The sequence below is a fragment of the Paraburkholderia sp. BR10872 genome (assembly GCF_040965835.1).
Classification (GTDB): domain Bacteria; phylum Pseudomonadota; class Gammaproteobacteria; order Burkholderiales; family Burkholderiaceae; genus Paraburkholderia; species Paraburkholderia nodosa_A.
Genome location: NZ_JBFRCN010000001.1, coordinates 287385 through 303201 on the forward strand (window position 1 = coordinate 287385; position 15817 = coordinate 303201).

At 60.5% G+C, this 15817-nt stretch carries 11 protein-coding genes and 2 pseudogenes; 9 read left to right on the forward strand and 4 right to left on the reverse strand.

Annotation, left to right across the window (positions count from 1 at the left end):
- Positions 1-270: 270 nt before the first annotated feature.
- Positions 271-2250, forward strand: a complete 1980-nt coding sequence (locus AB4Y43_RS01630) for an ArnT family glycosyltransferase (RefSeq protein ID WP_368726870.1) — start codon at positions 271-273, stop codon at positions 2248-2250.
- A gap of 223 nt (positions 2251-2473) precedes the next feature.
- Here AB4Y43_RS01630 and AB4Y43_RS01635 read toward each other — a convergent pair.
- Both AB4Y43_RS01635 and AB4Y43_RS01640 read right to left on the reverse strand, forming a co-directional pair.
- Positions 2474-2617, reverse strand: a pseudogene (locus tag AB4Y43_RS01635) (2-hydroxy-6-oxo-6-phenylhexa-2,4-dienoate hydrolase); the annotation flags it as partial.
- A gap of 219 nt (positions 2618-2836) precedes the next feature.
- The gene (locus AB4Y43_RS01640; RefSeq protein ID WP_368602166.1) at positions 2837-3415 is read right to left on the reverse strand and encodes a TetR/AcrR family transcriptional regulator; all 579 of its coding nucleotides are present in this window, start codon (positions 3413-3415) and stop codon (positions 2837-2839) included.
- A 129-nt stretch (positions 3416-3544) separates the two neighbouring features.
- On the opposite strand from AB4Y43_RS01640, the gene AB4Y43_RS01645 reads away from it, so the two are divergent.
- Both AB4Y43_RS01645 and AB4Y43_RS01650 read left to right on the forward strand, forming a co-directional pair.
- Positions 3545-4279, forward strand: a complete 735-nt coding sequence (locus AB4Y43_RS01645) for an SDR family oxidoreductase (RefSeq protein ID WP_342947256.1) — start codon at positions 3545-3547, stop codon at positions 4277-4279.
- A 92-nt stretch (positions 4280-4371) separates the two neighbouring features.
- A pseudogene (locus AB4Y43_RS01650) lies at positions 4372-4977 on the forward strand (NADPH-dependent F420 reductase); the annotation flags it as partial.
- Between the two features lie 103 nt (positions 4978-5080).
- On the opposite strand, the gene AB4Y43_RS01655 reads toward AB4Y43_RS01650, so the two are convergent.
- Complete coding sequence (locus AB4Y43_RS01655; RefSeq protein ID WP_368617112.1) at positions 5081-5548, reverse strand: CBS domain-containing protein; 468 nt, start codon at positions 5546-5548, stop codon at positions 5081-5083.
- 155 nt (positions 5549-5703) lie between these two features.
- Complete coding sequence (gene argC / locus AB4Y43_RS01660) at positions 5704-6633, reverse strand: N-acetyl-gamma-glutamyl-phosphate reductase (RefSeq protein ID WP_368726871.1); 930 nt, start codon at positions 6631-6633, stop codon at positions 5704-5706.
- Positions 6634-6770: 137 nt separating this feature from the next.
- Between argC and AB4Y43_RS01665 the strand changes: the two genes are divergently transcribed.
- From AB4Y43_RS01665 to AB4Y43_RS01690, 6 genes are all read left to right on the forward strand, one after another.
- Positions 6771-7655 (forward strand): LysR family transcriptional regulator, encoded by an 885-nt coding sequence (locus AB4Y43_RS01665; RefSeq protein ID WP_342947253.1) that lies wholly within the window; start codon positions 6771-6773, stop codon positions 7653-7655.
- A gap of 873 nt (positions 7656-8528) precedes the next feature.
- Positions 8529-11339 carry a bifunctional YncE family protein/alkaline phosphatase family protein gene (locus AB4Y43_RS01670; RefSeq protein ID WP_368726872.1) on the forward strand — a complete coding sequence of 937 codons (2811 nt, stop codon included), beginning with the start codon at positions 8529-8531 and terminating at the stop codon, positions 11337-11339.
- A 479-nt stretch (positions 11340-11818) separates the two neighbouring features.
- Complete coding sequence (locus AB4Y43_RS01675) at positions 11819-12280, forward strand: energy transducer TonB (RefSeq protein ID WP_368726873.1); 462 nt, start codon at positions 11819-11821, stop codon at positions 12278-12280.
- A 25-nt stretch (positions 12281-12305) separates the two neighbouring features.
- Positions 12306-13037, forward strand: a complete 732-nt coding sequence (locus AB4Y43_RS01680; RefSeq protein WP_342947251.1) for a MotA/TolQ/ExbB proton channel family protein — start codon at positions 12306-12308, stop codon at positions 13035-13037.
- 15 nt (positions 13038-13052) lie between these two features.
- A complete protein-coding gene (locus tag AB4Y43_RS01685; RefSeq protein WP_368617108.1) occupies positions 13053-13469 on the forward strand; it encodes an ExbD/TolR family protein in 417 nt (138 codons plus the stop codon).
- Between the two features lie 384 nt (positions 13470-13853).
- On the forward strand, positions 13854-15815 hold the full coding sequence (locus tag AB4Y43_RS01690) for a TonB-dependent receptor (RefSeq protein ID WP_368726874.1): 1962 nt from the start codon (positions 13854-13856) through the stop codon (positions 15813-15815).
- Positions 15816-15817: the final 2 nt, after the last annotated feature.

The following is a 15817-nucleotide window of genomic DNA, read 5'->3' on the forward strand; positions in this document are numbered from 1 at the left end:
ATTGGCTCATTGCTCCACTAACGAGGTGCTAGAAAATTTGCGACGTCCTGCACGGCGTCACTGGCGCTTGTTAGGGATGCAAATAAATGAGGCAGGCCGGACGGCTTGTGTAGTGCTCCAGTTGCATAGTGGGAAGCAAACCCTTCAAATACACTACACCCTGTAATGTTTGGTAATAATCGGCGCATACAATCGTATTCGTGACAGCTGTCCGTCGACGGCGATAACGAAAGGCGCTGACCAGATAGGCGCGCCGGGAGCAGAGGTTACATGCAGGAAAGCAAGGGTGACGCCGGCGTCGCGCAAGTTAGCCTCGAACAGGCTTCCGTCTCCACTGGCGTCGCGCACCTGCGGGACTTGACCACGGGCGGTCAGCCGGCGCCGCCCGTCACTCCGTTGCCCCCGGAATTACCAGCTACCCGCAAAGGCGCGCGGGCATTGGCGACTTCACGATTGTTCGTCGGGCTGCTTGCATTCGCGCTCGTTTGCGCCTGGCTCCTGCCTGGCACGCTCGGCCACGATCCCTGGAAGCAGGACGAAACCTACACCTTCGGCATCATCGAGCACATGCTCGACACCGGCGATCTGGTCGTCCCGACCAGCGCCGGGCAGCCCTTCGTGGAAAAACCGCCCGTCTACGATTGGGTAGCCGCCTCACTCGCGTGGATGTTCGGCCGCTTTCTGCCGCTGCACGACGCGGCCCGTCTCGCGAGCGTCGTCTTCGCTGCACTCACGCTTGCCTGTACGGCGCGTCTCGCCCGGCGCGCTACCGGCGCCGTGCGGTGGACCGATCCGCGCGTGCCCGGAACGCTCGCACTCTTCGCCAGCACGCTGGTAGTCGTCAAGCATATCCACGACATGATGACGGATGTCGCGCTGATGGCCGGCGCCGCGCTGGCATTCTGCGCACTTTACGAGCTTGTCTGCGCTCACTTGCGGATGGAAGGCGGCTTGCGTCGTTCTCCTAACGGAGGCCGCAACACAGCACCCGCGTGGCCAGAATCCACAACTTCACAGCAAGCGTCCAGCGACTGCGAGAACAGCCGCATTCAAGGGCGCGCTGCCCGTCATGCCGCTGCGATGTTCGGTGTTGGCGTCGGCATCGCCTTTCTGGCGAAAGGCCTGTTCGTGCCGCTCGTGTTGGGTGCGACCATCTGCGCGGCGATGCTGGTTTACCCTGCGTGCCGCAGCAGCCTTTTTGCGCGCTCACTGGCACGTTCGGCGCTGTACTTCGCTCCCTTCGCGCTGATCTGGCCGCTTTGCTTCTATCTGCGCTCCGAAGCGCTATTCAAGATCTGGCTGTGGGACAACAACATCGGCCGCTTCTTCGGCTTTTCGGTGGCGCAACTCGGCTCGGAAAACGTCGGGCACCTGTTTGTGCTGCGCACGGCGTTGACAGTCGGCTTTCCGGTCGTTCCGCTCGCCCTCGTGGCGCTTGCGGGCGGCGCATGGCGACGTCTACGCCATCCCGAAGTCGCACTGCCGGTGCTGTTTTCGGGGATCGGCTTCGCGGTACTGCAGGCGTCGTCGACAGTGCGCGAACTTTACATCCTGCCGTTCATTGCCCCGCTCTCCCTGTTAGCCATGCAGGGAATCCGCTATCTGCCGCCGCGCGTGCACCTCGCGTGGGATATCACGAGCCGTATCGTGTTCGGATCGTTCGTGGTGCTTGTATGGGTCGTGTGGTGGAAGATGACGGGCGCCCCCGAGACCCACGGTGTCCTGCATTTGCTTGGCCGCTGGCTGCCGCTCGAATGGGTGATGCCCATTCAGCCGAAGCTGATCATCGCGGCGCTCGCCCTCACGCTCGGGTGGGTATTGCTGCTTCCCCGGCTCAAGTCAGCGGGCAACTGGCGCGGCGCATTCAGCTGGTGTCTGGGCGCCATCGTCGCATGGGGGCTCGTCGGCACGCTGCTGCTGCCCTGGCTCGACGTCGCGAAGAGCTATCGCGCACCGTTCGAGGATCTGCGTGCCAAACTGAACAGCACCTGGAAAGCCGGAGACTGCATGGCGAGCAGTGGGCTGGGCGAATCTGAAGCGCCCATGCTCTATTACTTCGCCGGTGTCATGCACGTGCCCACCGCGGACCCTCAGACCACGTCCTGCAACTGGCTCATCGAACAGGGTCGACCTGCAGACGGTCAGTCGCCCGTCGGGGGCTGGCGACTGTACTGGGAAGGCAGCCGTCCGGGTGACAACGACGAGGTGCTGCGCGTCTATCAGCGCATGGCGACGAAGACGGCTTCGTAATCGGTGCCGCTGAGCCGTTTGAAGATCGCTTCGCCGAAGGGCATGCCGCACGGTTGAGGCCGTCCCTGGCCTCCAGGACTGGCAAACTCATTTGCCGATTAGCTACACAATCCGTCTCAGGTCACGGTTGCGAAACTACCCGGACCGAAGAACAGGCGGCTTTCACCTGGACGCCGACGGCGAACCCCGCTTGCAATCCTGGCGGCTTCCACACCAGCGACGCTTAGTTGGACAGGAAGTCCAGCACCATGCGATTGAACTTGTCCACGTGTTCCCATTGCACCCAGTGACCACAGCGGTTGAACATATGGAATTCGGCATTGGGGAGACCCGCCACCAGACGAAGACCCATGTCGTAGGGAAGGAACTATCCACTATCCCGATACTGCAAGAACCGTAGCCCGACTGAGTCAACGCTGAGCAAGAAGGGGGCAAGGGCGAAGACTTGAACTCACAACTCGACCTGTTTCGACTCGCCGGCGCGATAGCGGTCGGCTGCCGGCGCACGAGACGGTGGGCCGGCACTTACGCCATCAACCGCAAATGTGCGACGTCTCGGCCCCGCGCATCCGATCGCCGATCCGATTCAACACCTTGCTTTCCTGACATCGCCGCTCGTGCGCTCAGACAGAATGGCGCTCGCGATGACCTGAAAGAGATGGTCGGCCCGTGGTGCGAATGAGGGTTGGTCACCGAGCCAGCCGAGCGCCGACATCAGGGCGAACAGGTCGTCGCCATTCACATCGGCACGCGCGGACCCCTCGGCCTGAGCACGGAGCAGCAAGCGCTCGCCCGCTGAGTGCACCGCTGCACATGAAGCGTAAAGCGCGGAGTCCGGGGTCGCGTGGGCACTCGCCATCATCGCGACAACGCCGCTATAGCTATGGACGAATGCCACCCCTTCGCGAAACCAGGACACGAGCGCTTCATCAGGTGGATTCGACCTTTCGAGTTCGACTGCCTTCTGCGTCAGCGCGTCCAGATCCTCTCGCAGCAGCGCTTCGAACAAGGCTTCTCGAGTCGGGAAATGACGAAACAGCGTGGCCAACCCGACGTCGGCCCGGCGGGCGATATCTCGCATTGACGCATCGGCACCATGCTCGGTGACGACGTCCCGCGCGACTGCTAATAGATGGTCGTAATTCTTTCTGGCGTCGGCCCGCATAGTTTTCTTGACAAGTGGATCGGTGATCCGTATCTTCGGAATCTGGATGTGGATCAGTGATCCACAAGATACAGCGAATTTGTGCAAATGGGAACAGAGACGCTGTCCGACACCACGAAAGGAGCCATTATGGGAAAGCTCGAGGGTAAGGTTGCAGTCATCACCGGTGGATCGAGCGGCATGGCGCTGGCAAGCGCCAAGCGGTTCGTTGAAGAAGGTGCCTACGTTTTCATCACGGGCCGGCGGCAGCAAACGCTGGACGAAGCCGTCAACTCGATTGGCCGGAACGTCACCGGCGTGCGCGGCGACGCCGCCAATCTCAACGATCTCGACCGCTTGTTCGATACCGTCAAGCGGGAAAAAGGCAAGATCGATATCCTCTACGCGAGCGCCGGCTGGGGCGAAGCCGTACCACTGGGCGAGATTACCGAGCAGCACTACGACGCGATCTTCGACCTGAATGCGCGCGGCACGCTGTTTACGGTTCAGAAGGCGTTGCCGCTGTTCAACGATGGCGGATCGATCTTCATGACCGGGTCAGTCGCTTCGGTAAAAGGCTTTCCTGGTTACGGCGTGTATGCGGCGAGCAAGGCGGCGTTGCACTCATTCGCACGCACGTGGCTCAACGAGCTAAAGGGCAGGAATATCCGCGTGAACGTGCTGAGCCCGGGGCCGATCGCCACACCGATGCAAGACCAGGTTCTCGACGAAGAGGCGAAGCGGATGTTCGAATCCGTGATCCCGCGGGGAAAGATGGGGCGCCCCGAGGAAATCGCGACGGTCGCGTTGTTTCTTGCTTCAGACGATTCGAGTTTCGTGAATGGGGTGGAGTTGTCCGTCGACGGCGGCTTGTCGGCTATCTGAAATCGTGCCGTAAAGCCAGGAGTGAGTGATCCAGATTGTGTATATAAATATGGATTCCTGATCAATAGGCGGAATTTCCGCCTGCATGGAGAGTTCGCATGAGCTATTCGATTATTGGCTTTGGCGCCGTAGGCCAGGCGCTCGCCCGAGCGTTTGCAAGAAAGAACATCGACGTGAGCGTCGCCAGCCGGCGCCCACCCGATGCGTTGATGGAGCAGGCACGAGCGATCGGCCCCACCGTTGTCCCGAGAACGCTGCAGGATGCGATCGCGTCCGACACGATCTTCCTGGCAGTTCCGTTTTGGGAACATCGCGAAGTCGCGAAACTGCTCACGACCTGGCAGGACAAGACGATCATCGACACGACAAATGCTTTCGGCGTTCCCGTCGCAGACCTGGAAGGACTGCCGTCGTCCGCGGTTGTCGCCCGGGCGTTTACCGGCGCCAGGTTCGTAAAGGGCTTTAACCATCTGCCCGCTGCCGTTCTGGCCGCTGATCCGAACGTGAAGGGCGGCAGCCGTGTCGTATTTCTGTCGAGCGATGACGAAAATGCGGTGACACCGGTCGCAGCTTTGGCCGAACAGCTCGGTTTCGCGCCCATTGCGCTAGGCCCGCTCAAGGATGGCGGCTCGCTTGTCCAGGCCAAGGGGAATAGCTGGGCTCAGCTGATCTTCAAGGATCTCGTCAAGTTCAAATAGCGGCGCGTTGCGACAAAGTCAGATCGGCCACGCGCATCGCTAAATGCGTGCTGGTGATCTGGCCGGGAATCAGTTGGCGCGCTCCTCGCCGCCCGCGAATGAATTAATAGGCGCCACCCGTATCGACGGTCAGGTAAAGCATGTCATGCTCGAGAATGCTGATGAAATGTTCGTCTTCCTGGATCAATTCTTCGAGGACATCGCTAGTGGATAGCACGCCGATTACCTGTCCTGAATCGATGACCGGCAGATGCCGGATCCGCCTCGTATGCATCAACGCCAGGCACTGGTCACAGATATGCTCTGGCGTGACGTAAATCACCTCGGAAGTCATGATCTCGCCGACCTTCGTCTCTGCCGCGTTGCGCCCGGCCAGTTCGACCTTGCGCGCATAATCGCGCTGAGACAGGATGCCGACAAGATTGCTGCTCTGCAGCACCAGCACGGTGGTGACATCCTTATCGGCCATTAGACGCAGCGCCGTCAGCACTGAGTCCGCGGGGCCCACCGAGATCACCTCCCGGGGGTTCCCGGACAGAATTTGCCGGGCTGTTTTTCGCTCCTTTTTCATGGTCGTCTCCTATAGAAGACTGGCAGTTGCGCGCCGACGCCATCAGTCGGCTCACAACGAAAGGGTACGCTCCTTCGCGTCGCTACAGGAATGTCTGCTGCCGCGAAAACCAGGAGACATTCAGCGTCGAAAACGGAAGCTCAAGGCATGGGCCACTATTGCCGCGTGAGCATGAGGTTCAGGTTCTGAACCGCAGCTCCGGATGCGCCTTTGCCAAGATTGTCGAAAACTGCCGACAGCAGGACGTGCCCGTGTTCCTCGTCGTGAAATACGCTCAAGTGCATGTCGTTCGTGCCGTTCAGTACTTGCGGATCCAGCTGTTTTAAGGCGCTCGATTCGTGCAACGGCAAAACTCGTACGTGAGTTGCCTCGGCATAGTGGCGTGCGAAGCATGCGTGTAGCGTGGCGCCATCCACGCCGGGTGCCAGCAGCGGCAACGCCAGCGGCACCGTCAGCACGATGCCCTGACGGAACGATCCGTACGCAGGAATGAAGATGGGACGCTGCGCAAGCCCGGCATGCTGCTGGATCTCCGGCGTGTGTTTGTGCGCGAGTTCCAGGCCATAGACCTGGTATGAGGGCGCGTTGGCGGCTCGCGGCCCCTCATGTTCCTCCACACCGGCACGTCCGCGCCCGGAGTAGCCGGATACAGCATGAATGCTGATCGGGTAATTGCCCGGTATGAGCCCGGCGTGCACCAACGGACGCAGCAGGCCGACTGCACCGGTCGGATAACAACCAGGATTGGTGACCCGACATGCGTTCGCAATTTGCTCAGCCTGCCCCGGCGTCATTTCCGGAAAACCGTAAGTCCAGTCCGGCTGCGTGCGGTGAGCGGAGCTTGCGTCGATCACCCGGACGGCAGGATTGGCAATGGCGCCCACTGCCTCGCGCGCGGCGGCATCCGGCAAACAGAGGATAGCAATGTCGCAGGCATTGATGGCTTCTGCGCGACGCCGCGAATCCTTGCGCTGCGCAGCGGCAAGTGTGAACAGTCTGATGTCGGTCCGGTTGCGCAGCCGGTCGTGGATTTGCAGCCCGGTGGTGCCTTGGTCGCCGTCGATGAAAACTACGGGAGAGCTCATATGTGGATGACTCCGCTGATATGGATTGGAACAGTTGAACCGAGGTAAACGAACCCCTATGTTGCGCGGACGGTTAGAATAGTGAAAGTTGAATTTCACAACGCAAACATTCAGTTTTTCTGAATCTGGACGTCGTCATGCGAGAGATCAGCCTGGACCGCCTGCGCACTCTGGTCGCCGTCACCGACCGTGGTTCATTTGCCGATGCGGCGCGTGCATTGCACCTGGCGCCGCCAACGGTCAGCCTTCACATCGCCGAACTCGAAGACCGCGTTGGGGCTCCCCTCCTGTTACGCAAGCGCGGAAATGTGGGGCCGACCTCGATCGGCGAGGTGCTGGTGGAGCGCGCGCGCCGACTGCTGGCCGACGCGGAGCAGGCGTTAGACGATATTCAACGCCAGGTAGAGGGGCTCGAAGGGCGTGCGCGTCTCGGCGCGTCCACGGGCGTGATTGCGCACCTGCTGCCGCAAGCGCTCGAGGTCCTGCGCGAGCACCACCCTGCCATCGACATTCAGATTGCAGTGCTGACTTCGCAAGAAACGCTGTCCCGGCTGGTGGATGGAACGCTGGATGTCGGGCTGGTCGCGCTGCCTCAGCCCCCGGTGCCTGGACTCGTGATAAAGCCTTGGCGCCGCGACCCTGTGATGGCCTTTGTGCCGGCGCATTGGCGGTGTCCGGCCCGCGTCACCCCCGAATGGCTCGCCGCCCAACCGCTCATTCTCAATGACTCGACCACGCGTCTCTCGCGTCTGACTGCGGAGTGGTTCGCGACCGCGGGGCACCATCCTTCGCCGCGCATACAGCTCAACTACAACGACGCGATCAAGAGTCTGGTAGCGGCGGGTTACGGCGCAGCGCTCTTGCCCCATGAGGCCACCACGCCATTACCCGACAATCGCATTGTCATGCGTCCACTGCGCCCGGCGTTGTGGCGACGGCTCGGCATTGCATATCGCGCGGGGTACGTTGAACGTTCCACGCAACACGTACTCGATGTGTTGTGGGATTTGCGATTTGCGTAGGAGTTACCGGTTGTCGCTCAGATTCCTTTTCGCTGACCCATGCTCTTGCCCGCGACGACGATCTGCCTCGCGTCAAAGCTCCAGGCGTAGCGGCATCTATTCTTTCTTGTTTACGGAATTCGCTGCGGGCAGTGCCGAGGAAGCCCCATCGATCTTGCGAAATGAAAGGTGAATAAAAGGATAAAGAAAGGTATGACGTGTCCTCGACGTGGCGCATCCCGGCCATCAGCACCGGTAAAACTGCCCATTCTGGGCAGCCTGATGTCGACGTGAGGGACAACATGCGAGTAGACATGCCATCTTATGCATCGAAGAATCTGCGCATCTTACTTGCGAGCGCAACGAGATGATAGCCGGCCTCTACAACCTTCACCCATCTGTCATGCAAGACTCGTAGTCTCTATGGCGAACCGTTGCGCAACCACGCAGGCATTGAGTGCCACAATGCACCGGGCCCCGACTGCGCACCAAAGACGGCTAGCGCCCCCCCGCATCGCACCTCGACCTCATTTTTTCGGCACATATATAACTCAGTATGCCGAAATAACCGACGAAGCAACAGAGAACGATTCGCATTCTGAATATCCACGCTCAGAACATGTCATTCGATTGACATTCGAAACTGACTAAATGTTACCGGGCTGAAAGCGCCGGGATGGCGCCACTGCAATACATCCCACCTGGTCCAATCGCTTGCACGTCTCCGCAATCAGGGGCAACAGACCTGACAAATGATTCCGCTTGAATCGAATTTGGCTTTTCTGTTTTGATTATCTGGAGAGAACCAAAATGAATCGAAACGTCGTTCAATCTGGCATTGCATTAGGATTACTGACTAGCTGTATTGCATTTGCAGCACCGCCGCAAGGCAACATGGAACTTCTGCCGACGGGCCAGTTCATCTCCCCGGGAGCCATTCCGGGTGCTGTGCAGCAGTTGCTCAACCCGCAACTCGCCGCAAAGCCGACCCAGGTCGTCAGCGGCGCCATCCGGTCACAACTCAGCCCGGACGGTAATACCCTCGCCGTGATCACGGCAGGCTACAACACCGTCTACACGGGCCCCAGTAACAGCACGCTCGACAAGACTGACTCGACTCAGTACATATTCATCTATGACGTGTCGGGCGCCAACAAGGCCAATCCGAAGTTCGTCCAGGCCATTCACCAGAACAACGCGTTCGATGGCCTCGTCTGGAATGGAAACCAGACCCTGTACGGCACCGGCGGCGCTGACGACGCGGTCTACGTGTACGGCCGCCCATCGGCGCTTCCGTCGGCCCAATGGTCGCAAACTGCAGCCATCGCCCTGAATCACAGCAAGGGGATCGGCAACGGTGTGAAACCGAACGCCGGTGGTCTCGCCCTCTCCGGCAATGGCCGGATCCTCGTCGTTGCGAACAACTACAACGACTCGATTACCATCATCGACACGACGACGAACACGGTTACGTCCGAATACGATCTGCGTCCGTTCAACACATCGGGCACGCAAGGCGCCGCAGGTGGCGAATACCCGTGGGCCGTCTCACTGAAGTCCGACGACACCGCGTTTATCTCGTCGGTGCGGGACCGTGAAGTCGTGGTGCTGAACCTGTCGAACCCGGCCGCACCGCAATTCATCACTCGCATCCCGGTGAAAGGCAATGCTTATGGCATGACCCTCTCGCCCGATCAGTCGAAACTCTATGTCGCCGTGGCGAACACCGACCAGGTTGCGGTCATCAATACCGCCAGCCACAGGGTCGAGAGGACGATCGACATCGCCAGCCAGTCCGACGACGGCGACCGCGACGATCAGGGCCACGGCAACAACAAGAAATACAGCGGCCGCGACACGGTGAACGTGACCGTGTCACGCGACGGCAGAACCCTGTATGCGGTCAACAATGGCGACAACTCGATCGCCGTGATCTCGCTCGATGGCGACGAAGGCTACCACGTCACCGGCCTGATCCCGACGGCCTATGCGCCCAAGGACATCACGCTGAGCGCCGACGGGTCGCAGATGTACATCATCAATGGCAAGTCGAACACCGGTCCGAACCCGCTGTACACCTCGGGTACCTCGGCGCAGTACCAGTTCGGTCTCGAGCAGAGCAGCCTCGTGAGCGCACCGGTTCCGCGGGGCGACGCGCTTGCCCGGCTGACCAGCCAGGTCGCTGAAAACAATCACTACTCGATCAGAGAGTCGGAAAGCGAGCGCCAAACGATGCATTTCCTGCGCGATCACATCAAGCATGTGATTTATGTCGTCAAGGAGAATCGCACGTTCGACCAGATCCTCGGCGACCTTGGCAACGGCTCGAACGGCGATCCCTCGCTGACGATGTATGGCAAGTCGACCACGCCGAACTTCCACAATATCGCCGGCAACTTCGTCACGATCGACAATTTCACCGATCCGGGCGACGGTTCGATGGACGGCTGGTCGTGGGTGCAGCATGCGCACGTCACGCCGACCGAGGAGGTTTCGCAGCAGGAAAACTACGCTGGCGTAAGCCGCGGCATGTCGTATGAATCCGAAGGCGCCAACCGCGGTCTGCCGGTCGGCCTCGCCACGACTGCCATGCGCGACACCGCCTCGGGCGGCGCCTACTCCACGGTAACGTCGTCGCTGCCGGGCGGCACGGCGAACGCGCTGCCGGGAATCGCCGATATCTCGGTGCCGGATGCCCCGTTCGGCTACCAGAAAGCGAGCATCTACGATGCGGTGCTGCAAGCCGGCGGTACGGTCCGCAACTACGGCGGCATGGTCAACAACACCGGCTCGATCGGCACGATCGCCAGCCCCCTCCTCACCCCGTTCGCCTCCGGCAATATTCAGGTCTACCCGCTCAAGCCGTCGCTCGTCACCTTGACGGACCCGTACTATCGCGGCTTCGACCAGGCCTATCCGGACACGTTCCGCGAACTCGAATGGAACCGCGAATTCCAGCAGTACGTCGCGAACGGCCATCTCCCGTCGTTTGAATTCGTCCGCATGGGTTCCGATCACACCGGCAGCTATGCGCAGAACGTCGGCCAGATGGGCACGGCCGAGCAGGAGCAAGCGGACAACGACTTCGCGGTCGGCAAGCTGATCGAGACGGTCGCGCACAGCCCGTACGCGAAAAGCACGCTGATCGTGGTGGTCGAAGACGACTCGCAGGCCGGCTCCGATCACGTCGATTCGCACCGTGCTCCGGCCTACGTCGTTGGCGCGTATGTGAAGAAGAACGCCGTGGTCAGCACCGCCTACAGCCAGGTCAACGCGGTCCGCACCATGGAAGACGTGCTCGGCACCCAGCACATCGACCTGAACACGGCGTACGCGCAACCGATGGCCGATGTCTTCGACACCGGTTCGGACGGTTCGTGGACCTACACCGCCGTTGCGTCGACGATCCTGAAGGGCACGAACGTGGGCAACGTGGCGACTGGCCCGACGTCGAGCGGCAACGACGGCAACCAGTATGCACAGGGTCCGGACATTCATCCGCTGCATGACGCGACCTACTGGGCGAACGCGACGAAGGGCTTCGACTTCTCCAAGGAAGATCGCGTCCCGCCGGAAGTGTTCAACCGCGTGCTGTGGGCGGGCGTGATGGGCAATAAGCCGTATCCGGAGCCGCACTCGGTCTATACGAAGCCCACGACCGATGGCGCGAAGACGGTCGCCGCTGCTGACGACGATGACGATTGAGCGAATCACGTCGTCCGGGCGTTGCGTTGACGGGATCGTGACGCCCGCTGCGTTAAGCGCACTGTAGCTGGCATCGGCGGGCGGCTGTCCATAGGGGCAGCCGCCCGTTGGCATCGACTGCGCAGACGTTCGATAAAGCGAACCGCTTGAACCGGATCTAACGCATGCACATTTCGCTTCCTTTTAGTGCCGATCGCGAGCCGGCATGGCCCGACAGACCCAATGTCCGCGCAACGAGCGCCATCGTTGTCGTCGCTGCCATACACGCGGTGCTACTCGCGGTCGTGTCGAGCAGTCGCAACGATCCTGTGCCGCCGGCCGCCGAGCCGCGCACGATCACGGCCGAGCTGCTGAGTCCCGCGCCGGTTACGGCACCTGCCGTCGCGCAGTCGCCTCCTTCCCCGCTCGAGCACCGTGCGACATCCGTCGACATTGCGAAGCCAAAGGTGCAGCCGCAAAATATCAGGAAACCGAATCATGTGACGACGCTGCATGAAACCATGACTCCCTCACCGCGCAGGCTTGCTGCAACCGAACCCGTCTCGGCGCAGTCGAGCACTACCTCCACCTCGACACCAGCGGCACCCATGGCCGCTGCACAGCAGGCAGCCGCGTCGTCGCACGATGCCGTCTCCGCCCGCCCAACAATCGCACTGGCCGCTCCGCAGGATATCTCGCATCTGCATTGCAGCATCGCACAACCGCCCTACCCGGCGCTCTCGCAACGACGAGGCGAAACAGGTTCTGTGATGGTGAAATTCATCGTGGGACTGACGGGCCAGCCTGAATCCGTGGAACTGAAGAGCGGCAGCGGGCACGACCGCCTCGACGAAGCGGCGCTTGCCGCTGTGCGCGACAGCACGTGCCAGCCGTATCTCGAGAACGGAACGCCGCGCCGTGTGCCGACGTCTGTGCCTTTCGTATTCGCCCTGAACAACTAGCGCGGACGTTTATAGGGAACCCGCCATGCAAAACTATGGTATTTCGCACTTCCTGGCAGCCGGAGACTTTGTGACGCGCGGCATCGCGCTGGTACTGCTGGTCATGTCGGTGCTCTCGTGGAGCGTGATCATCGTCAAGGGCTGGAATGTCATCCGGCTCAAAAAACTGGCTCGCGACATCGATCCGACAATCGCACAACTCGACGATTTCACGGACGGGGCATGGCAACCGGAAAACCGCGCAAGCACCACGCGAGACAATCCGTTTCTCGCACTCGCGCTGGCCGGCAAGGAGGCCGCCGATCATCATCGCAGCGCGCAGCCGCTTTTGCGCGAGCGCATGGACGTATCGGACTGGATAACGCGCTGCCTGAAAGACACGATGGACGAGAGTGTCGCCCAAATGCAGGGCGGTCTTTCTATCCTGGCATCGATCGGCAGCACTGCGCCGTTCGTCGGATTGCTGGGTACGGTGTGGGGCATCTATCACGCCATGCTGGCGGTTGGGGCGACTGGCGAGTCGTCGATCGACCAGGTCGCGGGCCCCGTCGGCGAAGCGCTGATCATGACGGCATTCGGCCTTTTCGTGGCCATTCCCGCCGTGCTGGGCTACAACGCGTTGACGCGCGCCAACAAGGCGCTCGCCGGAAAGCTGAGGCGGTTCGCGCATCGGCTTCACGCGTACTTCGTGACCGGTTCGAGCCTCTCGCCGACTGTCCACGACAGCGGCCTGCGGCTCGCCACCGGCAGCGACTGACCTCGAGATACGGCAATGGCCATAACCCCGTTTAGTGACGACGAAGACGATGGTCTGATGGGCGAAATCAACATGACGCCGCTCGTCGACGTCATGCTGGTTTTACTCATCGTCTTTATGGTGACGATCCCTGCGTTGCGCCATGCGGTAAAAGTTGAACTACCACACGCAAGCAGTCAGAAGGAGGACGCGAAGGCGGCGCAGGTCAATGTTTCGATCGAGGCCAATGGCACCGTGCTATGGGACGGGCAGCCAGTCACCCCCAGTGCGCTGCGCGCGAAAATCGCCGCGGCCGCACACGAGAACCCGCTTCCCGAACTGCATCTCGGCGCAGATCGCAAGGTGGCATACGAAGCGGTGGCGCAAGTGATGTCAGCTGCCTATGCAGGCGGCCTGACGAAGATCGGATTCGTCACCGAGCCCAAACCGTAGGCCATTGCTTCACCAAGCTGCTTCGAGGTAGCGGGCGGGCTGCTCGTAAAACGGCCCACGCGTTGTCTATTTGCAGCTTACATATGCAAGTCATTTCCGTTCAAGAATATAGGGGGCGACGAATTATCAGAAATCCCCAAAAACAGGATGACGTTAATGAAATCGTCCCCGTCTCTCATCGCAATCGCCGTATCGGTTGCGTTTTCAACGCTGTCTTTTTCTAGCGCAGCGAACGCTCAACAGGCCCAACAATCTCAACCGCCATCCACATTGAACACGGTCGTTGTTCGCGCAACCAGACCGACGACCGCCCCCGACAACGTCAACGATCCTGACCAGACTGCAGACGTCAGCAAGACCGGAACGCCGATAGGCGACCTGCCCATGACTGTGCAGGAAATCCCCAGCGGGCTGCTCAAGGAGCAAGGCGCCACGAAGCTTCAGCAGAGCCTCAGCAACGCCACCGGGGTGAATTCCGGCGGACCGGATGCCAAGGGCTTCTTCGATCACTTCATGATCCGCGGCCTCCAGGCGCAGATTTACACCGACGGGTTTTCCGACGGCGATCAGGTCAACGGCGTTTCGCATTCGCTGAATGGTGTCGAGCGCATCGAGGTTCTCGAAGGACCGGGTTCATCACTTTTTGGCAGCGGACCGCCGGGCGGCACGATCAATATCGTCCACTACACGCCGTCTCCCACGCTTCAATATGGAGGCAGCATCCAGGCCGGTTCATTCGGCACGGTCTGGGGCAGCGCGTATGTCACGGGGCCGACCGGCCTCTCGGGCTTGAACTATCGCGTCGACGCGACGGGTGCGAGATCGGACGGATACCGCAGCCTGTCGTACTGGGACAAGGAGATCCGTCCTGCAGTCGAATGGAAGATCGGCGACCACAAGATCGACTTCTCGCTCGAGGCGCAAGACTCCCGCTCGACGCCGGATTCGTACGGCATCATCTATTACAACGGCACCCCCATCCGGAACGTTCCATTCGACGCGAAATATTCGACGCCGTTCGCCTATGCGCGCGCAAGCTACGTTCGCCCGACCCTCACCGACGAGTGGAAGGTCAGCGACGTGCTGACGATCAACAACCGGCTCTCGTTCCTTCACCGCTCCCTGGAGTTCTTTGGCAACGGGGATAGTTCGAAGACGAAGGTGGTCGGCAACGAGGTCGTCAACCGGCAGTTGCGCCAACAAAACGATTCGGACAATACGCTCGACTATCAGCTCGAACCTGTGTGGAAATTCGCAACGGGAAACGTCAAGCACACGCTGCTGACAGGCTTCGAGTATCAGCATCAGACCATCAATACCGATCGCTCCACGGCGGACCTTCCGAATATCGAAGATGTGTTCGCACCGGTGCCGCCTGAAACTTCGATTGCGAGCCTGCATTTCCTTTGCGATGCGAAGCATTCATGCGACAACGATCATCTGGTTGCGAACTTCTACAGCCTGTACGCCACCGATCAGGTGGATGCGACGAGCAAGCTGAAAATACGAGTCGGTGTGCGAAAGGACTGGTGGCAGACTTCGCTGACACCGAATATCACCGTGCCTGGACGGGTGGACAACGAAGGCGTACCGATACTGGCGGGCAATACCTACTCGCGCAATGATGCGCCGGTGAGCTGGAATATCGGCGCGCTTTACAAGCTCACGCCGTGGATGTCGCCGTACTTCGGCATATCGAAGAGCTATCTGACGAACTTCAACTCGGAGAACACGCAGACGGGTATCGGCGCGCCTGAATCGGCGCTGCAGTACGAGGTGGGCGTCAAGTTTTCATTGCTCGACGGCCAATACGTTCTGAACACGGCACTCTTCGACGTATCGCGCGACAACGTGGCGACGCCGACGACCGTCAACAACATCGAAACCGTCGTGTACGACAGCCAGCGCACACAAGGCGGCGAGGCGTCTCTCGATGCCGGCATTACGGACAACTGGCACGTGATCGCCAATTTCACGGCGCAGCACGCCTATGTCACGAGCAATCCCCAAGGGATAACGGCGGTCGGCCACCGCCCGCAGGACGTGCCCGCGTTCATGGCGAATCTGTGGTCGACCTACACATTCGCTATCGCGGGACATCCCGGGTTTCATTTCGGAGCGGGCATCAATTACATGAGCAAGGTGTACAGCGACATCTCGAACATCAATTCGGTGCCATCCTATGTCATCGCCAATGCGGCGTTCGGCTATCAGGCGAATCACTGGGGCGTGGATCTCAATGTCCACAATCTGACCAACCGGCGCTACTTCATCGCCGCCAATGAGGCCGGCGCCTATCTTGGTGAGCCCCTTAGCGCCTACGTTACCCTGCATGCGGATTTTTGAGG